The organism is Oryzibacter oryziterrae, assembly GCF_021864535.1.
Lineage (GTDB): Bacteria > Pseudomonadota > Alphaproteobacteria > Rhizobiales > Pleomorphomonadaceae > Pleomorphomonas > Pleomorphomonas oryziterrae.
The window spans coordinates 75,892-97,664 of record NZ_JAKJIC010000011.1 but is presented as its reverse complement, the minus strand read 5'-3'; the positions used below and the strand labels follow the sequence as shown (position 1 = coordinate 97,664).

Here is a 21,773-nt window from a genome sequence, read left to right as displayed (position 1 = left end):
TCATGACCCTGACAAGCAAAGACATTCGGCACTTTCTCTCCGAATACAAGATCGTCGCCCTGCTCATCGTGATCGCCTTGATCTGGGCGCTGTTCGGCGTACTGACCTACACGCCTGAGACACAGACGTCGGAATTCCTGACATCGCGCAACTTCTCCAATCTGCTGCGTCAGATGTCGATCACCGGCATGCTGGCGTCGGCCATGGTGTTCGTGATCGTCTCCGGCGAAATCGACCTGTCGATCGGTTCGCTGCTCGGCATGGTCGGCGGCGTCGCCGCCATTCTCGACGTCACCTACGGCTGGCCGCTCGCCGGTACCATCGCCGTCTGCCTGCTGCTCGGCGTCGCCTCGAGCTGTCTGGTGGGCTATCTCTCGGCCTACCAGGGCATCCCCACCTTCATCGTCACCCTCGGCGGCATGCTGGTGTTTCGCGGTATCGTGCTCGGTCTGACCGGCGGCACCACGATCGCCCCGGTGTCCCCCGAGATCAAGTACATCGGCCAGGGCTATCTTCCCTCGGTCGTGGGCGACATCGTCGCCGTGGCCGTGTTCGCCATCCTGGTGCTGATAGCCATGCGCACGCGCGCCGGCCGCATCAAGCATGACCTGCCGGTGCCCTCCATGGCCAAGGAAGTCGGCAAGCTCGCCGCCTTCGGTGCCATCATCGTCGCCTTCGTGCTGAACCTGAACAACTATCACGGCGTTCCGGTGCCGGTGCTGATCCTGCTGGTCATCCTCGGCGTCTTCACCGTGATCGGCGACATGACCGTGTTCGGCCGTCGCATCTACGCCGTCGGCTCGAACCTTGAGGCGACCCGCATGTCGGGCGTCAACGTCGCCAAGGTCAAGCTGATGGTCTTCGGTCTGATGGGCCTGATGTGCGCCCTTGCAGGGCTTGCCACCACCGCTCGTCTCGCCGCCGGCACGCCGTCGGCCGGCACCGGTGCTGAGCTTGACGCGATTGCCTCCTGCTTCATCGGCGGCACGTCCATGCGTGGCGGTGTCGGTACGGTGGGCGGCGCGCTTGTGGGTGCCACCATCATGGCCAGCCTCGACAACGGCATGTCCATGCTGGGCGTCGATACCTTCTGGCAACAGATCGTCAAGGGCGTCATCCTCGTGTTCGCCGTCTGGATGGACATCGTCTCGTCCGGCACTCGCCGCTGACACGGGGCTGAAGAGACAAGAGGAGCCGCCGGCAACGCGTCGGCGGCTCCTTCGTTTGAGTATTGCCTGCAGCCAGGAACAAGAAAAGGGCTCCGGATCGTGCAAGATCCGGAGCCCTTTGGCATTCGGGGGTAAGGGAACCGCTGCTCAGCCGATCGGCAGGTTGTCCTTGATGACGATGTCGACGCCGATCTGTTCCTGTTCGGCGATGATGGATTCGTTGCGCCTCAGTGCCATCAGCACGCGGATCGCCGATCGGGCCTCGTGTCCCGGGTTCTGCGAAATCACCGCGTCAACAACACCATCTTCCAGGAAGCGGCGGGTCTGCGGCGTCACGTCATGGGCGACGAAAACCACTTCGCTGGCCCGCCCGGACTCGCTCAAGGCATTGCCGATGCCGGCGGTGCCGGCGCCGATGTTGTAGAGACCGACGAGATCGGGATGCTCCGCCAGCAGCTTGCGCGTCAGTTCGTAGTTGAGGTCGTCATTGTCCCGGCCTTCGACGGCGGGCAGCATCTGCAGCTTCGGGAAATCGCCGGAGATCACCTGCGAGATGCCGAAAAGACGCTCCACATGGTCGCGCAACGACAGCGAACCGACCACCACGGCCACCTTGCCCTCGGTTCGCCGCCCGACGAAACGGCCAAGCAGCGTGCCGGACGTGCGGCCTGCGGCCACGTTGTCGATGCCGACATAACGGGTGCGGCGCGACGTGGGGGCATCGGACACAAGCGTCACCACGATGGTGTCCTGCGCGACCAGCCGGTCGATGGCGTCGCGCACCTTGGGATGGTCGAGTGCCACCACGGCGACGCCGTCGCAACGCCCCGCGAGCCCGTCCAGCGTCTCCACCAGCGCGTCGGGATCGAACACGTCGGTCTTGACGATCTCCGTCCGCACGCGTCGGGCGCCCAGCGAGCTGCGCATCTTCTCGATATTCTCCATGAGTTCGGTCATGAAGAAATTGAGGTTTCGCGGCAGCACGAAGCAGAAATGATGGCTCTGGCCGCGGGCAAGCTCCGCAGCGGCGGCGTTGGGATGAAATCCGATCCGTTCGATCGTCTCCCGCACGCGCCGTATGGTTTCCTTGCGGACGCCAGGTCGGTCATGCAGCACGCGATCCACCGTGGCGGTGGAAACACCGGCCTCACGGGCAACGTCCCTCAGGGAAAGATGCAAAGGATTGGTTGGATCGCTCATGTTTGATAGATCGCTCAAAAATCTGAGGTGCGCAACTCAGTTCTGTGACATATGAGCAATACTACACTGAAGAATTTAAACGCCTTTTCCGCCGATGGAGCACGTTTCGCTCAATCAGCGCCACGTAGGGTCGAAGAGATCGGGAAGGGTTCTCCCAAGGTGGGCCGTTTGCGGAGCCTGAAGGGAAACTAAAGGGACCCTTCAGAACTTGCGTCTTGGATTCCTGCGGTCTTGATCTTATTTTCGGGGTGTAAAGAAAAGAGAGAAAGAGAGCCGGGATGGCCCGGTTCAAGAAAGGAAAAGATCATGTTCGCCACCCTCAAGCGCACCGCCAAGATGTTCCACATCCCCACCGCTGCCGAGCGTGAGCAGGCCTACATCAACGATGCCGTTGACCGCTTCGACCTCGAAGCGCGTGAGCGCGAAGTCTTCAAGGGCCGCTTCCATCAGCGTGTCGTGGGCTTCTGAAGGACCTGACGGCGCGACTGTCTCCCCTCGCGCCGTAACGAAGGCACCCGGCTCACCACCCCGGCCGGGCCGGACAACCAAGACCTGACCTCGATGATTGCGCTCGATCCCATTGGACCTCGGGCGCTTTGTCGTTTTGAGGAGATCGAAGGGTCACGGAGCCGGAGCTGCGGTGGCAATCGGTGCGCTGGCGAGCCCACCCTGGGCCTGCCAGGCGGAAATCGTCGGGCTCGGCACCAGTAGCTGGATGACGTTGAGCGTGAGATTGTCGCGCACCATCACGGCGGTGAAAATCTCGGCTGCCACCGCGAGGCCGACCGTCAGTCGCACCGGCAGAAACCGCGCCAGTGTCAGGCCGGAGAGCATGGCAAGGCTGTCGCAGACCGAGTTCAGCACGCTGTCGCCCGAATAGCCTTGTGCCAAAGCCTGAGCCCGGTAGCGGTCGATGATGAGGGGTGAATTCTCCAGCAGTTCCCAGCCGATCTCCACGGCCAGCGCCGCCGCCACGACGCCGATCAGCGGCAACTTCGGAAACAGCCAACGCAGAATGCCGTAGAACAGGAGGCCGTGGATCACGTGCGAGGGGGTGTACCAGTCGGTGATCTGCTGCGAGTTCTCCGGCGACAGGATCTCGCCGGACCAGAGGCGCACCGTCCCGCAGGTGCAGATCGGCGGTTGCCCGAAGGCGGCAAGCGTGATCGCCTGTATGGCGATCATGGCCAGGACAAGGACGGGAAGGCGAAGGCGTTCGGGCATCAAACTCGGTCTCCCAAGGGGAGGGCAGCGCATGCACTGCGCGCCACCCTCTCGGCGGGTTTACCCGGCTTGCCCAACGATATCCAGTACCGGCAACGCAGGACCGGTCCGGATCACCCCGCTCTTCGCAGAAGCGATCCGAACCGGTCTGGCCGCCGCCATCAAAGATTGAACCCCCGCCATCCCGTGGATATGGCTGCACAAATGAGAAGCTCTACTTGGCTCCCGCTGCGCAGTTGTAGTCGCCGCCCGCGGCAGCAAGCTTGCTGGTCAAGCCGCCAGTGACCGTCTTGCCCAGCACGAGGCAGACATCATAGGTGAGCTTGCGGGACGCGGGAAAGCCGTTGAACGGAGTTCCGGTGGTACCATCCCACGTCGAAGTCAGGCTGGTACCATAGTAGGGCGTCGATCCCCAGGCCATCTTTTCCGAGGTGGTTGGGGCGTTCTGGTTGTTATACGGCAGCTCATATTGTGCCGACTGATAAGGCCATTCGTAGTCGCAGGGCATCAGCTGCGTCTGTGAGGAACACCCGTTGCCGTCGTTGTAAGTGTCCGACGTCTTGCCCCGCGCATCCGAGTAGCCATCGTTGAGCGCGCTTTTCGAGAACAGGCGTGGCTCGATCAGGCCCATTTCATATCCGCCGGCAATCAGAGAGGAATACCGGGCCCCTTTGTTGGTCGCATTTCCGGTCCAGGTCGAATTGCGCGTAAGCGGCTGCGACGTCGTCACAAACAGAAACCGGTCGCCCCAGCGGACTTGCGAAATCACGTTGTTGCCGCTGTCGAAGTTCAGCTTTCCGTAGGGACCGCGCACATCGAAACTGACGCGGTCGGGCCCGGGCACGTTGGCGAGGGACACGATGTTTCGAATGCGCGGATAGTCCTTGCCGTCCTGGAACGACCAGTCGATCGTGACCGGCATCGCATACTTCTTGAAGGATGCCTGCGATGTTGGCAGGGGCGGCTTGTCTTCGCCGGTATCAGCGTTGATGCCATTGGCGTTGATCGTGCCGTAGTGAGAGTAGGTGGTCGCAAAACGGATGATCTTGCTGCCGGCCGGCGCGGTTGGCTGCGTCACGGTGACTGCAAATCCCCGGCCGAGTGGCGAGTCGTCCACATGGAAGATCTTGTTGGCGATGCTGGCGGTGCTGCCATCTGCAAACAGGCGTTCGCGTTCATGCGATACGAAGTAGCCAAAGCCGTCGCCCGAGGCACTCGGATTGATCGTGCGCGTGTAGGTCTTGCCGCCGGAAACGAAACGATAGGTAGCCTGCACCGCATAGCCGCCATGGCCAGGGTTGCCGTTGCCTTCCAGCTTGAGCGCCACGCTGCGCTTCATCCCCTTGGAATCCGTCCATTGGACGTTGAGGACCTTGAGACCATTGATGGTCGTCGTCTGGCTCGTGATGGCCGACGCCGCGCCGGTGAACAAACCCAGCAAGCAAAGCGCTGCTGATGTCAGGGCAATAGGTTTCTTCATCCAAATCTCCACTGTCGCTCAAGCCGGGCCACACGCCCGAATGCTGTCTGGAGGTCGTCCCGCTGCCTGGCAGGCAATCAACGTGCAAGTGCTGTCGCAGGAATGATGACGCGACATTGCGGCCCGACCAGATCTTCCCTCGGGTATGCAAGAAACATTTCGATCAAAGAATGTGGACTACAGTCCAGACGCAGACCACATGCATATTGGTTAGCAGGTCGCGCTGCAGCGGGAAATCACCCAAACGTGCCATGTCCGAGCCAAATGGCCTGACGCGAACGACGTCTGGTCACTCATACCGAGTGTCATTGAAAATGACTCTCGGCATCCCGCTTTCGAATGTCTCATGCTCTTGATGCAGATGAGAAATTCGAAATATCGGCGTTGAGCTGATGCGTCATCATCTCGGGCAGAGTTGGCATCAAGTGGTGGCGAACAGGCGCACCTGCTTGGAGAAGCGCGGGCAGGGGAGGCCGAACACGTGGTGCAGGATCGAGTCCACGTCTTCCGGGAAGAAGGGTTTGCGCAGGAAAGCGCGAGCTCCCACGTTGCGGGCTGCGTCGTCAAGCACGGCAGAGAACTCCGTGGACATCAGCACGATATCCGCCGCGCGGCTCAACCGACTGATCTCCTGCGCCATTTCGATGCCGGTCATGCCGGGCATGTTGAAGTCCGAGAAGATCAGGCGAAAAGACTTGGTCTTCACATGCGCAATTGCCTCGTTGCCGCTACCGGCTTCCGTCAGGTTCAGGCTGAAGATGCTGCGGGTGAGCACCTTGGTCACGATCCTGCGGACGGTGGCCGAGTCATCGACCACCAGCACCTCGAATGTGGTGTTGATCAGGTCATGCAGTTCAACGGCGCGCTGCACTTGCGCTTCGGTGAAAGGCTTGGGCATGAAGTCATAGGCACCGAACGACTTCAGCTTCTTCTCGGTCTCTTCGTCCAGCCGATCCGACATGGAGATGCACAGCGTCCGCTGGTTCAGCATCTGCACGGCCGCCATCACGCCCACGCCCGAGAACTGCGGCATGTTGATGTCGACGAAGGCAACGTCGAACTTGCGGGTATTCAGCATCTGCACGGCTTCATGACCATCCTTGGCCAGTGCAATGTCCAACTTGCGTCCAAGCCGCGCCAGCGCTCGCCCGATGAAGGTACAAATGAACTGCGAGTCATCGGCAATCAGAATGTTAACTGCGGCTTCCGTCATCAGACTTTACCCATGCGCACACCGATCGAGAACCCGATCCCCCACTTAAGGCGCTGGGATGATATATGCACATCAATGAATTAATTTTCAGCTGATGCAATATTTGACATCTTTGAAATTGTCGATGGGTATTATTTACCTGAAGATGTGGACTTGGTTTTTTCAATTTTTGATTTTAGCGAGGGCGCAGGCTGTTTGTGTGGGCTCTGACCGGGAAAGGTCAACGTCATTGACCTGCCCCCCCTGGCAGTCCCTCGCCATAATGTAGAGTCTGCCCTCCCTGAAGGAGCAGACAGCTGAGTTGCTGCCCTTGAACGGGAAAAGGACAGCTCCAACGGCACAAGCTGCGTGAAAGTCAGTGCGGCCTTCGCCGGATGCTTGGCATCGAAGTCGTCGAGAGAACAGACAAGGAAATCAAAGGCTTCAAGGTTCTGCCGAAGAGATGGGTCATCGAGCGCACCTTTGGATGGACAAACCGCGCGCCGCCTCGCAAAGGACTTCGAGCGAACGATCGCTTCTGCGCTGACGCTCTTCTAGATGGCGCTGGCCTTCCTCATCATTCGAAGATTGGCCCGAGAGTCCGTGTCATTCTGAATAATCATAAAGTATCAGATGGCTTAGTTTCTTGCTCCGTAGCCCTAATGTATTGATGAGTAGCCACCCTATACATCAATCGGCCGCACCTTTGACATTCTTGAGTTCTTCCGTCCACGATTAATTCGCGAGTTCCGCAGTCAGGGTGGCAAACCGCATATGAGACATAGATATCTTCTGGAAAATCGGCATCAACATCTGGATAATCCATGGGATCATTCTCCCATGTAACGAGGTTTCGAACATGAGACAAGAATTTCTCTTGCCGGGATTCACTACTTGAAAGTTCTCTGAAGCGCTGCCTTATTTCAGAAAATAGTGCCTCCCAGTTAGGATCTAACATGCTTTGTCTCCATGTAGTAACTAAAGTCTGTGACCTTGCCTGACGTTGGCGCTCAAGCTCTCGAACTTCGTCTTGGAAGCGATGCCCGCAGGTGAGGCACTGAAACTCGACTTCCGTCGGCATTGGCACCTTTGTTTCCGTAATGTTCCCTTCATTGGATCCGGGCACCGCGAGGGTGCCCGGACAGTCAGTGTTTATGCCTAGTCTTGCCTCTCAAACCGCGTCCGAAGCCGGGTGCGGCATCTTTTGCGAGGTAACGGCCACATACAGTGACGCGTCAGGAACAGTTCCAAGCTTGCGTCAGCTGCAGCCGCTCGTGCCGCCGCAGGTGTCGCACTTCAGGCAGGTGCCGTTGCGCACCATGGTGAAGTTGCCGCACTCGTTGCAGCTTTCGCCCTCATAGCCCTTCATGCGGGCCTGCGCCACGCGATAGGCATAGTCAGGCTGCGCCTGCGTGTTGCCGGCGGTCGGCGTTGTCGCCGGTGCTTCCTCGGTGTCCCGCTTCAGCGCCGTGGCCGTATTGCCGGCGATGGCCGACACGGCCGACGAGCCGCGGGCAGCGGCAAATGCCGAGACGTTGGAGCCAGTGGCGCCGGCCGTGGCCGAGCTCTTGGCGTCCCCCGAGACGAGCTTCAGCTGCTTGCCGCGCACGAGGCCCTTGGAGACGGCGGTCTCGGCGCCGCGCGGATCCTTGGCGCCCTCGGCAAGGCCGGCGGCGGTCAGGTCATCGGGCACCACATGCGCCAGTTCGTAGCGCTGCAGGTAGGAGACGGCGAGTTCGCGGAACACATAGTCGAGGATCGACGTGGCGTTCTTGATCATCTCGTTGCCCTGCACCATGCCCGCCGGTTCGAAGCGGGTGAAGGTGAAGGCGTCCACATATTCTTCCAGCGGCACGCCCCACTGCAGGCCGAGCGACACCGAGATGGCGAAGTTGTTGAGCAGGGCGCGCAGCGCCGAGCCTTCCTTGTTCATGTCGATGAAGATCTCGCCGAGGCGGCCGTCATCATACTCGCCGGTGCGCAGGAACAGCGTGTGACCGCCGATCTTGGCCTTCTGGGTATAGCCCTTGCGACGGGTCGGCAGCTTCTCCTGCTCGCGATCGCGAATGTGCTTCTCGATGATGCGCTCGACGATCTTCTCGGAGATGACGGTGGCCTTGGCCGACGCCGACATGGCGGCGAGCGCCTCGACTGCGTCTTCCGCATCGTCCTCGTCATCGGCGAGCAGCTGCGAGTTGAGCGGCTGCGACAGCTTGGAGCCGTCGCGATAGAGCGCGTTGGCCTTCAGCGCCAGACGCCAAGACAGCATGTAGGCTTCCTTGGCATCCTCGACGGTGGCGTCGTTGGGCATGTTGATGGTCTTGGAGATGGCGCCCGAGATGAAGGGCTGCGCCGCCGCCATCATGCGGATGTGGCTCTCCACCGACAGGAAGCGCTTGCCCGTGCGGCCGCAGGGATTGGCGCAGTCGAACACCGGCAGGTGCTCGGCCTTGAGGAAGGGGGCGCCCTCCAGCGTCATGGCTCCGCACACATGGGTGTTGGCGGCTTCGATGTCGGCCTTGGAATAGCCCATGTGCGTCAGCAGGTCGAAGCTCGGGCTGTTGAGGTCGGCGTCCGACACGCCGAGCGCCTTCATCTCTTCGTCGCCGATGGTCCAGCGATTGAAGACGAACTTGATGTCGAAGGCCGACTTCAGCGCGCCCTGAACCTTCTCGATGGCGGCGTCGGTCATGCCCTTGGTGCGCAGCGAGGTCGGGTTGACAGCCGGCGCCTGGGCGATCGAGCCGTGACCGACCGCATAAGCCTCGATCTCGGCGATCTGGGCTTCCGAATAGCCGAGCGTGCGCAGGGCCTCGGGAACGGCACGGTTGATGATCTTGAAGTAGCCGCCGCCGGCCAGCTTCTTGAACTTCACCAGCGCGAAGTCGGGCTCGATGCCGGTGGTGTCGCAGTCCATGACAAGGCCGATGGTGCCCGTCGGCGCGATCACCGACACCTGCGCATTGCGATAGCCGTGCTTCTCGCCGAGCGACAGCGCCTGATCCCAGGCCGCGCGGGCGGCGGTGATCAGGTCCTGATCGGGGCAGGAGGCATGGTCGAGCGGCACCGGTGCGGTGCGCAGCGCTTCATAGCCGGTCGACTCGCCATGGGCGGCGCGGCGATGGTTGCGGATGACGCGCAGCATGTGCTCGGCGTTCTTGGCATAGCCGGGGAAGGCACCGAGTTCGGCGGCCATCTCTGCCGACGTGGCGTAGGAAATGCCGGTCATGATGGCCGAGATGGCGCCGCAGATGGCGCGCCCTTCGGCGCTGTCATAGGCAATGCCGGAGGTCATCAGCAGGCCGCCGATGTTGGCAAAGCCGAGGCCGAGGGTGCGATACTCGTAGGAGAGCTGGGCGATGGCCTGCGAGGGGAACTGCGCCATGGTCACCGACACTTCCAGCACCACCGTCCACAGACGGCAGGCATGCTCGAAGGCGGCGATGTCGAACTTGCCGTCCTGGCCACGGAAGGGCAGGAGGTTCACGGACGCAAGGTTGCAGGCCGTGTCGTCCAGGAACATGTATTCCGAGCAGGGGTTGGACGCGCGGATTTCGCCCGAGGCCGGGCAGGTGTGCCAGTCGTTGATGGTGGTGTGATACTGGATGCCCGGATCGGCGGAGGCCCAGGCGGCATAGCCGATCTGTTCCCACAGGTCCTTGGCGGCCAGCGTCTTGACGGTCTTGCCGTCCTTGCGGGCGGTCAGGTGCCAGTTGCCACCGGTCTCGACAGCGCGCAGGAAGTCGTCCGTCACGCGCACCGAATTGTTGGAATTCTGGCCGGCGACAGTGAGATAGGCTTCCGAGTCCCAATCGGTGTCATAAACGGGGAACTCGATCTTGGTGTAGCCCTGCTTGGCGAACTGGATGACGCGGCGGATGTAGTTCTCCGGCACCAGCGACTTCTTGGCAGCGCGGATCTCGCGCTTGAGGCCAAGGTTCTTCAGCGGGTCGAAACGGTCTTCGCCGGTTGCCTCGGCAGCCGTGATGGCCGTCATGATGGCGGTCAGGTGCTTGGAGCAGGCCTTCGAGCCCGTGACCAGCGCGGCCACCTTCTGCTCTTCCTTGACCTTCCAGTTGATGTAGCTCTCGATATCCGGATGGTCGATGTCGACCACCACCATCTTGGCGGCGCGGCGCGTGGTGCCGCCCGACTTGATGGCGCCGGCGGCGCGGTCACCGATCTTGAGGAAGCTCATCAGGCCCGACGAGCGGCCGCCACCCGAAAGCTTCTCGCCTTCGCCGCGCAGCTTGGAGAAGTTCGAGCCGGTGCCCGAGCCATACTTGAACAGGCGTGCCTCGCGAACCCACAGGTCCATGATGCCGCCTTCGTTGACGAGATCGTCCTCGACCGACTGGATGAAGCAGGCGTGCGGCTGCGGATGCTCGTAAGCGGTTTCCGAGCGCTTGAGTTCGCCGGTCTTGTAGTCGACGTAGAAATGGCCCTGGCTCGGGCCGTCGATGCCATAGGCCCAGTTCAGACCAGTGTTGAACCACTGCGGCGAGTTGGGAGCGACGCGCTGGGTGGCGAGCATGTAGCGCAGTTCGTCGAAGAAGGCGCGGGCGTCGGCCTCGGACGAGAAATTGCCGGCCTTCCAGCCCCAATAGGTCCACGTGCCGGCGAGACGGTCGAACACCTGGCGGGCGTCGGTCTCACCCACATAGCGCTCCTTCTCGGGCAGCTTGGCGAGCTTCTTCTCGTCGGGCACGGAACGCCACAGCCACGAGGGAATGGAATTCTCTTCCACCTTCTTCATGACGGCAGGCACGCCGGCCTTGCGGAAATACTTCTGGGCCAGGATGTCGGAGGCAACCTGGCTCCACGCCGCGGGGACATGGATGTCGGCGGCGCGGAACACCACCGAGCCATCGGGATTCTTGATCTCGCTGACGGCAAGACGGAATTCGATGTCCGCGTAGGGAGACTGGCCGTCCCTGGTGAAGCGCCGTTCAATCCGCATGTCTTCTGTCCCTCAGCAAGCTAGGTAACCGGTGCCAAGACGGGCTTGGCCGGCAAAAATCAGGTCCAAATCACGTTTTCTGCGGTTTTCGCAAGTCTGAAGGATTTATCCGGGAAATCACTTCATCTTGTGTCCGTCGCTGGTCTCTGGCCCCTACATGTAGGGTTCTGCCGATTCCGTAAATTATGTCTTAACGCCTTTTCCCCAGCCTTCAGCGGCTATCAACAGGCTTTCGCGGCTCAGGGCGCCAATCGCAAAATTTACGCATCCCATGGTGGAAACGCTCTTGACGATCCTTCGCCGGAGAACCGATTCGGCGACCTCTCAATGGCAACTGTCCGGAACTCCGCGGTTTCCTGCGCGTTGACTGATTCGTTTCCGGCTGTGGCAAGACCCATGTTGGCGTCTGTGGCGCCCAGAGTCAGGGATTTGGTCCTGAAAAATCATTATATAGTGGATCGACGTATAGGAAAATCAATATGTGGTGATGTCGCCCAGCCCAGCACTGCGACGTCCGATATCGAAAAAAGCCGTTTGCTTACAATCTTATCAATTCCGTTGAGGTTGGATTGGGTGCGCGGGGGGTATGAAGGAGGCAACAAGGCTGCCGCGGGAAAAGTGTTCCGGGTTGGTCTCCACACCCCCAAAGTCAGAGCCCTGCCATGACCTATCACTCCTGTTTTGCCATGCCCCATGAGGCACTGGATGTTGTGGTGATAGACGACTCCAAGCCCATGCAGGGTATCCTCCGCTCGGTTCTGATCGCCCTCAAGGTCAAGCGCATCCGTGTGTTCGACAGTGCGGAAGACGCGCTGCACGCCATGCTGCGCGAACCGCCCAATCTCATCCTCACCGACTGGCGCATGGGCAAGATCGGCGGCTACCAGTTCCTGCGCATGATCCGTGCCCGTTTCATGGATCCGCTTTGCTTTGTGCCGGTGATCGTCATCACGGCCCACGCCACGCGCAACACGCTGGAAAAGGCGATGCGGGCAGGGGCCAGCCTCCTGCTGGTCAAGCCTATCGCACCAGCCGCCTTGATCGACCGGATCACCTGGCTGCAGAACGACGCCCGGCAGTTCGTGCTGGGCGCCAAGGGATTGTTCGAGATCGAGGGCGTGGCCGAGAAGCTGAAGATGCAACAGGACCGCAACGCCGCCTGGATGAAGGCGGCCACCGCGCAGTTGCAGAATGCCTATCCCAAGGATGGCTCCGACCCGTCCAAGCTGCGCAACAAGGTCAAGCCGGCCGTGGAATCCAATGCCGAACGTTGGGACGCCTTCCTCAAGCACAAGGAAGAGGAGGTGGCTCACCAGCCCGCCCGCCCCAAGTCGCCAGAGGAAACCCTGCGCAACATGCCCAAGACGATGCATTTCGCGGCTCTTCGCTCGGCTTGAGACGGCGTTCGGACTTTACTGTTGCGAGTCCGATTTTTTCCGCACGGCACTCTGGACATCGCCCGATTGCCTCGCCATAGTCCGCCCGAAATGGTGCGGTGCGACCCGCGCGGACCGGTAAGGGCAAAATGAAGAAACTCCTGCTTGAGCTTTTCACCTGGTGGAACGGACAGACCATCGGGACTCGCTTCTACACCTGGCGCAAGGGCATCCGTGTTGGCGAGGACGAGGCTGGCAACGTCTACTACAAGGACAGCACCGGCAAGCGTCGCTGGGTGATCTACAATGGCGAGGCCGAGGCGTCGCGCATTCCCCCTGGTTGGCATGGCTGGATGCATCACCGTGTCGACACCCCGCCCGTCGACGAGGCCTATCAGCCACGCGCCTGGCAGAAGCCGCATCAGCCGAACCAGACCGGCACCGCTGCCGCCTATCGCCCCCAGGGCTCGATGGCTTCCGGCTCCAGTCGTCCGTCCGTGACCGGCGACTATGATGCCTGGACGCCGGGCGCCTGACCGGTTCGCAGCTCTCTGAGCCGCATTTCCAGACCCATTCGACACCGAGTTGCGGGACGGACCGAGGTTCGTCCCGTTTGTCTTTTCGAGGAGCATGCAATGTCGCCGCGTTCCATCATCATCGATACCGATCCCGGCCAGGACGATGCCGTGGCGATCATGCTCGCCCTCGGCTTTCCTGAGAAACTTGAGGTGCTCGGCATCACCGCTGTCGCCGGCAACGTCGGTCTCGACAAGACCGCGGCCAACGCGCTGAAGCTCATCGAACTGGTCGGCCGGACCGACATTCCCGTGTTTGCCGGCGCAGCCGCGCCGCTGATGGTGCACCTGGAAACCGCCGAATATGTTCACGGCGAGACCGGCCTCAACGGCTGGGATTTCCCGGCCCCGGTCACCAAGCTGCGTCCCGAGTTCGGCCCGGACTGGATCGTCGACACGATCATGAGCCGCCCGGAGAAGACCGTCACGCTGTGCCCGTTGGGGCCGCTCACCAATATCGCTCTGGCGCTGGCGAAAGAGCCGCGCATCGCCTCGCGCATCGACAAGATCGTCCTGATGGGCGGTGCCCAGATCGAGGGCGGCAATGTCACGCCGGCGGCCGAGTTCAACATCTATGTCGATCCCCATGCCGCCGCGCGCGTCTTCGCCTGCGGGGCCGACATTGTCGTGATGTCGCTCGATGTCACCCACCAGGCCCTGATCAAGAAGGCCTGGCTGGCCGAGCTCAAGGCACTGGGCACCAAGGCAGCAGAAGCCTTCACCGGCCTCCTGTCCTTCTACGAGCGCTATGACGAGGACAAGTACGGCAGCGACGGCGGCCCGCTGCATGACCCGACCACGGTGGCCTGGCTGCTCAAGCCCGAACTCTTCGAGGGCAAGTTCGTCAACGTCGAGATCGAGACGACGCCCGGCCTCTGCTTCGGCCAGACGGTTGTCGATCGCTGGACGGTGACCAACCGTCGGAAAAACGCCACATGGATCACGAAAGTGGATTCCGACGGCTTTTTTGCGCTGATTCTGGAAGCTTTCCGCAAACTCTCCTGATAAACGCTCGGTGCCAACAGCTTGCCGCATTTGCGGTGTCTGGTGCGTTTGCATCGACACCGCACCTGCGGCGATGACCCGAATGTCTTGAGCCGGACCGCCGATCCCATGTCGACTTCCTTGCGTCTTGCCGTCCTGTCTGCAACCTTGCTGACTGCCTTTGCCGGGCCAGCACTCGCCGACAAGATCGCCAACAAGGTCGCCGTCTTCTCCGGCCTCGACAAGATCACCGGCCGAATCATCACCTTCGACGTCTATATCGACGAGACGGTGCAGTTCGGTGCGCTGCGCGTCACGCCCAAGGTCTGCTACACCCGTCCCGCGACGGAGGCGGCCGATACCGACGGTTTCGTGCAGGTCGACGAGATCACCCTCGACAAGCAGGTCAAGCGCATCTTCGACGGTTGGATGTTTGCCTCCAGCCCGGGCCTCAATGCGGTCGAGCACCCGGTCTATGACGTCTGGCTGACCGACTGCCGCATGGACAGCGACGTACCGCCACCCAGCGCCTCCGCTCAGCAGACGCCGCGCATCGCCACAGCCGAGCAGCCTGCAGGCGGCGCGACCGCGGGTGCCGCCGGCGGTGGCGAGGTCAACCTGACGCTGGTGGGCGGCATTCCCGTCCCGCCGCTGAAGCCGGCCGTGCCCGCCATGATCGACAGCACCGATCCGAACGCACCGTCGGAAGAGACGGTTGCTCCGGACACCGGCGCCGACCCGGCTGCCGACCCCGCCACTGCAGGCCAGATCCTCGATTGATCCAGCGTCCTCGGGACGCTGACAGCCGCGCCCTGCAAGGGCTCGCCGGCGGCTCGATCAATCGCCGGCCTGCGGCAACCACTTCATCAGCTCGACGCCGCTCACGCTGTCTCCCAGGGCATGAAAATCCCCATCGCTTCGTATGGCGGCAGCTAGCTGCTTGGCATAGATGACCTTCGGGATCTCTGCGCCACCAAAGCGGGCGAGATGGTCTGTCACGAACTGCGTGTCGAGCAGGCGATAGCCGCCGGCGCGCAGGCGGCCAACCAGATGGGCGAGGGCGACCTTGGAGGCATCGGTCTCGAAGGAGAACATGCTCTCCCCAAAGAAGGCGCCGCCGATCGACACGCCATAGAGCCCCCCCACCAGTCGCCCCTCGTGCCAGCTTTCCACGGTGTGGCAATGGCCCCGCTGAAACAGTTCGCCATAGAGCCGGCGGATGGTGCTGTTGATCCAGGTGCGTGTCCGGCCGGGGGCGGGGGCGGCGCAGCCGCTGATCACCCCTTCAAAATCGGTGTCGACCCGCACGTCAAAATGATCCTGACGGATCGTCCGGCAAAGGCGCTTGCCGGCATGAAAGCCATCCAGCGGGATCACCCCTCGCCATTCCGGCTCCACCCAGAACAGGTTCGGGTCATCGGCGTCTTCCGCCATGGGGAACATGCCCACCGCATAGGCCTTCAGCAGAATGTCTGCGGTCAGCGTCGTGTTGGACGAAGCCCTGTTGGCCATGTTCAAAATCCATCCCGGTGGCCGCGATCGGTCCAATTGCACGGAATCCGTTTACCACCGGCAAACCAAGCCTCCATGCTTGTCCTGCGAATAAACCCTTTCCTCACGCGCCGCAAATAGCATGTGCCCAAGCAGCAATCGGGGCGCAAGAGGCCAGCGAATGGGGCGCAAGTCCGAATACACAGTTTCCGTTGTGTCCGATGTCAAGTCGGTGGCGGCACAGTTCCGGACCGACACCAGCGAACTGCTCCGCTCGCCGTTCCAGCACCGCGCCTGGCTCGAAGCCTGGTTTCAGACCTTCCTGCCCCTGCATGATGACGACTGCCATGTGGCGATGATCCGCAGCGCAGCGACCGGCTTGCCCGTTTTCATTCTGCCGCTCGTCTACGAAGAGCGCGACGGCCTCAAGTTCCTGACGTTGCCCGATCGCGGCGTTACCGATTATCAGGCGCCGATGATCTCTCCCAGCTTCAATCCGACGCCGACAGAGTTCAGCGCTCTCTGGCATCGTCTGCTGAAGCATCTGCCGACCGCCGATGTCCTGGTTATCGAGAAGTGCCCCAAGCTCATCGCCGGCGCCCGCAATCCTTTCGTCGACCTCACAAGCACCCGGCCGTCTCGCTTCAATCGCCACCCCCTGCTGCTGGATGCCCCCTTCGAGGTGCTGCGCGAGAACCGTTTCGATGGCACCTGCATGCGTTCATTGGCCCGCAAGCGGCGCAAGCTCGAGAACAAGGGCAGGCTGGAATTCGCATTCGAACCCGCCAACAATGACCTCTTCGCTCTCGATCAGATCCTGAACTGGCGCGAGACCCGCTTTGCCGGTGAAAACTCACCGGAGAAGGCCGGCATCGATCGCAAGTTCTACCATGCGCTCTGCCGTCAACCCGATATCGCCCGTCTCGGCTGCCTGCGCCTCGATGGCGAACTCATTTCCGGCTGCTTCGGCACCGTGGTCGGTGACAGCTTCCAGCTGTTGATGATGGCCCATGCGGAGCCCTGGAAGAACTGGTCCCCCGGCTTGCTCGCCGTGGAGAGCGCCATCGAATGGGCCTGCAGGCAAGACCTGAAGGTGTTCGACTTCACCATTGGCACGGAGAGCTACAAGCATAGCTTCGGCGTGATGACCGAGCCATTGGTCGAGGTGCTGGAACCGCTCAGCCTGTCAGGCACAGCCTATGTCGCCATGCTGAAGGCCCGTCGCTTCGCAAGCGACACGCTGCGCAAGGCCCGCCATACCGTCGACGAAGGCCTGCATGCCGCCCGCTCGGTACAGGATCAGTTCCAGGCGGCCTTGGCCGGTCTGTTTGGCGCACCCGCCACCCATTGAGCAATGCCGCCAAAATGAAGAAGGCGGGGTTGCCCCCGCCTCTAGTCACGCCTGGAAAGGATTGGTGGCCAACCACTTTTCCAGCCAGTGGATGTCGTAATTGCCGTCGATGATGTCCTGCTGGGCGAGCAGATGCTTGAACAGCGGAATGGTCGACTGGATGCCGTCCACCACGAACTCGTCGAGGCAGCGCTGCATGCGCATCAGGCACTCGGCGCGGCTGCGACCGTGCACGATCAGCTTGCCGATCATGCTGTCGTAATAGGGCGGGATCGTATAGCCCTGATAGACGCCGCTATCGACTCGCACGCCGAGACCGCCCGGCGGATGCCAGTAGGTGATCTTGCCCGGCGAGGGCGCAAAGGTGGCGGGATTCTCGGCGTTGATGCGGCACTCGATGGCATGGCCATTGAAATGCACGTCCGACTGCCGGAACGTCAGGGCCTGACCGTTGGCGACCTTGATCTGCTCGTTGACCAGATCGATGCCGGTGATCATCTCGGTCACGGGATGTTCCACCTGCAGGCGGGTGTTCATTTCGATGAAATAGAACTCGCCGTCCTCATAGAGGAACTCGATCGTGCCGACGCCGCGATAGTTCAGTTCCGCCATGGCGCGGGCGACGATGCCGCCGATGCGTTCGCGGGCTGCGTCGTCGAGGGCAGGGGAGCGGGCCTCTTCCAGCACCTTCTGGTGACGGCGCTGCAGCGAGCAGTCGCGCTCACCAAGGTGAACCGCATTGCCCTGGCCGTCGCCCAGCACCTGCACTTCGATGTGCCGCGGCTTGAGCAGATACTTCTCGATATAGACGCTGTCGTCGCCGAAGGCGTTCTTGGCTTCCGAGCGGGCAGCGGACAAGGCGCCGGACATTTCCGAAGCGTCGAGCGCCACGCGCATGCCGCGCCCGCCACCACCGGCCGAAGCCTTTACCAGCACCGGATAGCCGATCTCGGCGGCGATGCGATGGGCGTCCTCGTCGGTGGTCACGGCTCCGTCCGAGCCGGGCACGACCGGGATGCCCAGGCGCTTTGCGGTCGCCTTGGCTTCGATCTTGTCGCCCATGATGCGGATGTGATCGGCGGTCGGGCCGATGAAGGTCACGCCGTGGGCAGTCAGGATGTCGGCAAAGCGGGCGTTCTCGCTGAGAAAGCCATAACCCGGATGGACAGCCTCGGCCCCGGTGATCTCGCAAGCGGCGAGAATGTTGGGGATGTTGAGATAGCTGTCCCGGACCGGTGGCGGCCCGATGCAGACCGACTCGTCGGCGAGCCGCACGTGCATGGCATTGGCGTCGGCGGTCGAATGGATCGCCACCGTCTTGATGCCAAGCTCCTTGCAGGCGCGCAGCACCCGAAGGGCGATTTCGCCGCGATTGGCGATGAGGATTTTCTCGAACATCTGAGCGTTCACTCGATGATCAGCAAGGGTTCGCCGAATTCCACCGGCTGTGCATTCTCCACCAGGATGGCGGTCACCTTGCCCGAGCGCGGCGCCTGGATCTGGTTGAGGTGCTTCATGGCCTCGATGATGAGCACGGTCTGGCCTTCCTTGACCGTATCGCCCACCTCGATGAAGTTCTTGGCGCCGGGCTCCGGCGCGCGATAGGCCGTGCCGACCATCGGCGAGGGCACCACACCCGGGTGGCTGGCCGGATCGGCGGCAGCCGGGGCAGCGGCCACGGCGGCGGGCGCAGCAGCAACGGGAGCGGCAACCGGAGCCGGGGCGGCAGCGCCCATGGGCGGCATCGCCGGATAGGCCCAGGGTGCAAACGCCTGCTGGGGCGCAGGAGCGGCGGCCGTACGGGCCACGCGGATCTTCAGCTTGTCGTGTTCGACTTCGATCTCGGTGAGATCGGTCTCGTCGAGGATCGTGGCAAGCTGGCGGATCAGTTCGTAGTCAATCGGGTTCTGGGGCATCGGTTCTCACCGGTAAGGTTGCCGGTCACTTGGACATGATCTCGGCAAGGGCTTCGAGCGCGAGCGTGTAGCCGCGGGGGCCAAGCCCGACGATCACTCCCGCCGCCACAGGCGACACATAGGAATGATGCCGGAAACTCTCACGCGCATGGACGTTGGATATGTGGACTTCGATCAGCGGAACACCGGTTCCCTTGATCGCATCATGCAAGGCAATCGACGTGTGGGTATAAGCTCCTGGATTGATCACGACGCCCGCCTTGCGGCGGCCTGCCTCGTGGATCCAGTCAATGAGCTGTCCCTCGTGATTGCTCTGGTGGAACTCAACCTCGCCAAACCCGACCTCGGCTGCCTTGGCACGGCAGGAGGCTTCGATGTCCGCAAGGGTCAGGGTTCCATAGACGCCGGGTTCCCGCGTTCCGAGAAGGTTCAGGTTTGGACCGTTCAGGATGAACACTTCAAGGGTCAATGGCGGCGGTTCCAGCTTCTACGCATTGTGTTTCGCCGGGGTTCGCCCCCGACGGTCGGCTTCCTTATAGGCATTTGCCGAACTGAAAAAAAGAGCCCAGATGTGAAACATCCCCGGTCCTGTGGCCCGGGGATGCCTGCATTTGTCGTTTTTCCGGCCAGTCGGCTCAGCAGGTGGCCTTGCCGCAGCTGCGCATGGACGCCACCTTCTGCGTCAGCTCATCGATTCCCACGGCGCCGAACACCACTTCTTCGCCGATCACGTAGGTCGGCGTGCCGGAAATGTCGAGCTTCTGGGCCAGGGCATAGGCTTCCTGGATGGTGTTGGCGATCTCCGGATCGTCAATCTTCTGCTTGAGCGCGGCAACGTCGACACCCACCTTGGCGGCGGCATCGAGGGCGCGCTTCTCGTCCGCCTGGCCCTTGGCGCCGAGCAGCTCGAAGTGGAAGGCTTCATACTTGGCCGGATCGACGATGTTGACGGCAGCTGCCACCTTCGCCGCTTCCACCGAACCGGGCCCGAGGATCGGAAACTCCTTGAGGACGATCTTCACGTCCTTGTCGTGGTCCAGCATGGCGCGGGTGTCGGAGAGAGCGCGCTTGCAGTAGCCGCAGTTGTAGTCGAAGAACTCGACGAGCGTGATCGGCGCCTTGGGATCGCCCAGCACCGCCTGCCGCTTGGAGGCATAGATGGTGTCCTTGAGCGAAGCGATGGTCTTCGACTGCGCCGCCGCCGCGTCCTGCTGCTTCTTCTGCTCAAGCGCGTCGAGCGCGTCCTGGATGACCTCCGGGTGGGCCATGATGTAGGCCTTCACCACGTCGCCGATTTCCGACTTCTGGGCGTCGTTGAATCCGCCGGCCATGGCCGGGACGGTGAGAGCTGCGCCGGCAATGAAAAGAGCGGCAAGGCGTTGGGCAAAGCGAAGGCGCATCCGAATCTCCAGTTTCGGGAAAAGGTCAGTTACGTACTTTATACGTGATGATGTCGTCGGCGCGTAGCCAGCCAGGGGAGCCGACCTTCAATTTTCCTTGAGCGCGCAGGGCATATTGCTTGGCCGCCTTGATGTCGCCGACGGCAAAGCTGCCTTGCGCGGTCGCAAGATCGGCCATGGCGGTATCGCCCGTCTTGGCATAGGCGATCGCCAGCTGCCGATAGCCGATGGGCTGGTCGGGATCGTCGCCGATGCCCTTGGTGAGCGCGGCGATGGCTTCGGGAACAAGCCTGTCGCTGCCGGTGCCTATCAGCGCCTGCCCGTAGAGCACACGGATCAGGCCGGCGTTGGGCGCCAGCGACACGGCCTTCTTGAGCGGCTCGACCGCCTTGGCCGGGCTGCCGGTCTCCAGCAGGATCTGCCCCTTCAACTCCCAGAAATAGGGATTGTTCGGCGCTGACTCGATGAGATCATCCACGCGCGCCGTGGCCGACGCCGGGTCGGCATAGCGATAGGTCATGATGGCGCGTGCATAGCGTGCCGGCAGGCTGGTATCCGTCGTCGGATATTGCCGGTTGATCTGCTGGGGGCTGGCGGTGAAGCCGAGGAACTTGGCGCGCACCAGATCGTAGCGCGCCTGCAGGTCCGGGCTGTCGGCCTTGCCGAAATACTTCGACTTGCGCGCCGCCTCGTCGATCTGCGCGATACGGTCCGCCGGCATCGGGTGCGTCTGGATGTAAGGATCCGATCCGCCGGCGGAAAACAGCTGCTGGTCGGCGAGGCGCTTGAAGGTCTCCAGCATGCCATTGGCCGATTGTCCGGTCTTGTCCAGGAACTTGAGGCCGGCCATGTCCGCGGAAGTCTCCTGCTCGCGCGCATAGGACAAGAGACTGCGTTGTCCGATCTGCATGCCGCCCATGGCCGCCGCCACACCCGCCCTGCCGTTTCCACTGGCGATGCCGGCCGCAGCACCGCCGATCATGGCGATCGCCGACAGGATCTGCATGCGCGAGATCTCCTTGCGCAGCTGCGACAGATGGTTGGCAGCCAGGTGCCCCGTTTCGTGGGCGATCACGCCGATGATTTCATTCGGCGTCTTGCAGTCGAGCAGGGCGCCGGAGTTGATGTAGATGTGCCGGCTGTCAGCGACAAAGGCGTTGAACATGGGATCGTCGACGATGCGCACCTGAATGCTGGCCGCACCGAGCCCCGCCGCCTTGAGGATCGGCCGCGCGAAATCGCCGATCAGCGTCTCGGCTTCGGCGTCACGCAGCAGCGCCGTCCGTTCGGCCGCCATCGCCGGTGCAAGGGCGTTGAACGCCAACGCCGCCACTGTCAAACCCGCCACCAGAGATCGCCGCAGACGTCGCGTCATCTTGCTCCCCCGACAAACCACCCTCGTCACAAAGCATTTTGCCTGATAAACGGCAAGCGCCCCCACACTAGTGGTTCGAT

Annotated in this window: 18 protein-coding genes and 1 pseudogene; 8 read left to right on the top strand and 11 right to left on the bottom strand. The window is 62.1% G+C overall.

The features are described 5' to 3' along the window. Positions 1–2: 2 nt before the first annotated feature. Positions 3–1,169 carry a sugar ABC transporter permease gene (locus L2I41_RS13190; protein WP_237154036.1) on the top strand — a complete coding sequence of 389 codons (1,167 nt, stop codon included), beginning with the start codon at positions 3–5 and terminating at the stop codon, positions 1,167–1,169. A gap of 147 nt (positions 1,170–1,316) precedes the next feature. Here the strand turns inward: L2I41_RS13190 and L2I41_RS13185 are convergent, their stop codons facing one another. Then, complete coding sequence (locus L2I41_RS13185) at positions 1,317–2,369, bottom strand: LacI family DNA-binding transcriptional regulator (protein ID WP_237154035.1); 1,053 nt, start codon at positions 2,367–2,369, stop codon at positions 1,317–1,319. A gap of 306 nt (positions 2,370–2,675) precedes the next feature. Between L2I41_RS13185 and L2I41_RS13180 the strand changes: the two genes are divergently transcribed. Beyond that, on the top strand, positions 2,676–2,837 hold the full coding sequence (locus tag L2I41_RS13180) for a DUF3563 domain-containing protein (protein WP_237154034.1): 162 nt from the start codon (positions 2,676–2,678) through the stop codon (positions 2,835–2,837). Positions 2,838–2,990: 153 nt separating this feature from the next. Here the strand turns inward: L2I41_RS13180 and L2I41_RS13175 are convergent, their stop codons facing one another. The 3 genes from L2I41_RS13175 to L2I41_RS13165 form a co-directional block, all read right to left on the bottom strand. Beyond that, the gene (locus L2I41_RS13175) at positions 2,991–3,593 is read right to left on the bottom strand and encodes a DUF2585 family protein (protein ID WP_237154033.1); all 603 of its coding nucleotides are present in this window, start codon (positions 3,591–3,593) and stop codon (positions 2,991–2,993) included. Positions 3,594–3,807: 214 nt separating this feature from the next. Then, positions 3,808–5,073 (bottom strand): hypothetical protein, encoded by a 1,266-nt coding sequence (locus L2I41_RS13170; RefSeq protein WP_237154032.1) that lies wholly within the window; start codon positions 5,071–5,073, stop codon positions 3,808–3,810. Between the two features lie 421 nt (positions 5,074–5,494). Next, positions 5,495–6,286, bottom strand: a complete 792-nt coding sequence (locus tag L2I41_RS13165) for a response regulator (RefSeq protein ID WP_237154031.1) — start codon at positions 6,284–6,286, stop codon at positions 5,495–5,497. A gap of 383 nt (positions 6,287–6,669) precedes the next feature. Between L2I41_RS13165 and L2I41_RS13160 the strand changes: the two are divergent. Beyond that, a pseudogene (locus tag L2I41_RS13160) lies at positions 6,670–6,823 on the top strand (transposase); the annotation flags it as partial. 700 nt (positions 6,824–7,523) lie between these two features. Here L2I41_RS13160 and L2I41_RS13155 read toward each other — a convergent pair. Further along, positions 7,524–11,225 carry a vitamin B12-dependent ribonucleotide reductase gene (locus tag L2I41_RS13155; protein WP_237154030.1) on the bottom strand — a complete coding sequence of 1,234 codons (3,702 nt, stop codon included), beginning with the start codon at positions 11,223–11,225 and terminating at the stop codon, positions 7,524–7,526. A gap of 662 nt (positions 11,226–11,887) precedes the next feature. Between L2I41_RS13155 and L2I41_RS13150 the strand changes: the two genes are divergently transcribed. The 4 genes from L2I41_RS13150 to L2I41_RS13135 all read left to right on the top strand — a co-directional run bounded on the left by L2I41_RS13150 (position 11,888) and on the right by L2I41_RS13135 (position 14,940). Continuing rightward, positions 11,888–12,622: a response regulator gene (locus L2I41_RS13150; RefSeq protein ID WP_237154029.1), complete on the top strand. Its 735-nt coding sequence runs from the start codon at positions 11,888–11,890 to the stop codon at positions 12,620–12,622. Between the two features lie 128 nt (positions 12,623–12,750). Then, on the top strand, positions 12,751–13,137 hold the full coding sequence (locus L2I41_RS13145) for an NADH:ubiquinone oxidoreductase subunit NDUFA12 (protein WP_237154028.1): 387 nt from the start codon (positions 12,751–12,753) through the stop codon (positions 13,135–13,137). Positions 13,138–13,236: 99 nt separating this feature from the next. Beyond that, positions 13,237–14,181, top strand: a complete 945-nt coding sequence (locus L2I41_RS13140; RefSeq protein ID WP_237154027.1) for a nucleoside hydrolase — start codon at positions 13,237–13,239, stop codon at positions 14,179–14,181. Positions 14,182–14,289: 108 nt separating this feature from the next. Further along, the gene (locus tag L2I41_RS13135; protein WP_237154026.1) at positions 14,290–14,940 is read left to right on the top strand and encodes a DUF2155 domain-containing protein; all 651 of its coding nucleotides are present in this window, start codon (positions 14,290–14,292) and stop codon (positions 14,938–14,940) included. 57 nt (positions 14,941–14,997) lie between these two features. Here L2I41_RS13135 and aat read toward each other — a convergent pair whose 3' ends face one another. Then, complete coding sequence (gene aat, locus L2I41_RS13130; RefSeq protein ID WP_237154025.1) at positions 14,998–15,672, bottom strand: leucyl/phenylalanyl-tRNA--protein transferase; 675 nt, start codon at positions 15,670–15,672, stop codon at positions 14,998–15,000. A gap of 160 nt (positions 15,673–15,832) precedes the next feature. On the opposite strand from aat, the gene L2I41_RS13125 reads away from it, so the two are divergent. Further along, a complete protein-coding gene (locus L2I41_RS13125; RefSeq protein ID WP_237154024.1) occupies positions 15,833–17,002 on the top strand; it encodes a GNAT family N-acetyltransferase in 1,170 nt (389 codons plus the stop codon). A gap of 45 nt (positions 17,003–17,047) precedes the next feature. Here the strand turns inward: L2I41_RS13125 and accC are convergent, their stop codons facing one another. From accC to L2I41_RS13100, 5 genes are all read right to left on the bottom strand, one after another. After that, positions 17,048–18,400 carry an acetyl-CoA carboxylase biotin carboxylase subunit gene (gene accC, locus L2I41_RS13120; protein WP_237154023.1) on the bottom strand — a complete coding sequence of 451 codons (1,353 nt, stop codon included), beginning with the start codon at positions 18,398–18,400 and terminating at the stop codon, positions 17,048–17,050. A gap of 8 nt (positions 18,401–18,408) precedes the next feature. Beyond that, positions 18,409–18,918, bottom strand: coding sequence for an acetyl-CoA carboxylase biotin carboxyl carrier protein (accB, locus tag L2I41_RS13115; protein WP_237154022.1), 510 nt, complete (start codon positions 18,916–18,918; stop codon positions 18,409–18,411). 25 nt (positions 18,919–18,943) lie between these two features. Continuing rightward, positions 18,944–19,387, bottom strand: coding sequence for a type II 3-dehydroquinate dehydratase (gene aroQ / locus L2I41_RS13110; protein WP_237154021.1), 444 nt, complete (start codon positions 19,385–19,387; stop codon positions 18,944–18,946). 166 nt (positions 19,388–19,553) lie between these two features. Further along, positions 19,554–20,318 (bottom strand): DsbA family protein, encoded by a 765-nt coding sequence (locus L2I41_RS13105; protein WP_237154020.1) that lies wholly within the window; start codon positions 20,316–20,318, stop codon positions 19,554–19,556. Between the two features lie 25 nt (positions 20,319–20,343). Beyond that, entirely contained in the window at positions 20,344–21,693 is a 1,350-nt protein-coding gene (locus L2I41_RS13100; RefSeq protein WP_237154019.1) for a M48 family metalloprotease, read from the bottom strand. Positions 21,694–21,773: the final 80 nt, after the last annotated feature.

Bases quoted from the DNA above. Each gene is read 5' to 3' on its own strand.
- L2I41_RS13105 (WP_237154020.1), bottom strand. From the start codon at position 20,318: ATGCGCCTTCGCTTTGCCCAACGCCTTGCCGCTCTTTTCATTGCCGGC.
- L2I41_RS13175 (WP_237154033.1), bottom strand. From the start codon at position 3,593: ATGCCCGAACGCCTTCGCCTTCCCGTCCTTGTCCTGGCCATGATCGCC.
- aat (WP_237154025.1), bottom strand. From the start codon at position 15,672: ATGGCCAACAGGGCTTCGTCCAACACGACGCTGACCGCAGACATTCTG.
- L2I41_RS13165 (WP_237154031.1), bottom strand. From the start codon at position 6,286: ATGACGGAAGCCGCAGTTAACATTCTGATTGCCGATGACTCGCAGTTC.
- L2I41_RS13180 (WP_237154034.1), top strand. From the start codon at position 2,676: ATGTTCGCCACCCTCAAGCGCACCGCCAAGATGTTCCACATCCCCACC.
- L2I41_RS13185 (WP_237154035.1), bottom strand. From the start codon at position 2,369: ATGAGCGATCCAACCAATCCTTTGCATCTTTCCCTGAGGGACGTTGCC.
- L2I41_RS13150 (WP_237154029.1), top strand. From the start codon at position 11,888: ATGACCTATCACTCCTGTTTTGCCATGCCCCATGAGGCACTGGATGTT.
- L2I41_RS13170 (WP_237154032.1), bottom strand. From the start codon at position 5,073: ATGAAGAAACCTATTGCCCTGACATCAGCAGCGCTTTGCTTGCTGGGT.
- accC (WP_237154023.1), bottom strand. From the start codon at position 18,400: ATGTTCGAGAAAATCCTCATCGCCAATCGCGGCGAAATCGCCCTTCGG.
- L2I41_RS13190 (WP_237154036.1), top strand. From the start codon at position 3: ATGACCCTGACAAGCAAAGACATTCGGCACTTTCTCTCCGAATACAAG.
- L2I41_RS13135 (WP_237154026.1), top strand. From the start codon at position 14,290: ATGTCGACTTCCTTGCGTCTTGCCGTCCTGTCTGCAACCTTGCTGACT.
- accB (WP_237154022.1), bottom strand. From the start codon at position 18,918: ATGCCCCAGAACCCGATTGACTACGAACTGATCCGCCAGCTTGCCACG.
- L2I41_RS13145 (WP_237154028.1), top strand. From the start codon at position 12,751: ATGAAGAAACTCCTGCTTGAGCTTTTCACCTGGTGGAACGGACAGACC.
- L2I41_RS13100 (WP_237154019.1), bottom strand. From the start codon at position 21,693: ATGACGCGACGTCTGCGGCGATCTCTGGTGGCGGGTTTGACAGTGGCG.
- L2I41_RS13140 (WP_237154027.1), top strand. From the start codon at position 13,237: ATGTCGCCGCGTTCCATCATCATCGATACCGATCCCGGCCAGGACGAT.
- L2I41_RS13155 (WP_237154030.1), bottom strand. From the start codon at position 11,225: ATGCGGATTGAACGGCGCTTCACCAGGGACGGCCAGTCTCCCTACGCG.
- L2I41_RS13125 (WP_237154024.1), top strand. From the start codon at position 15,833: ATGGGGCGCAAGTCCGAATACACAGTTTCCGTTGTGTCCGATGTCAAG.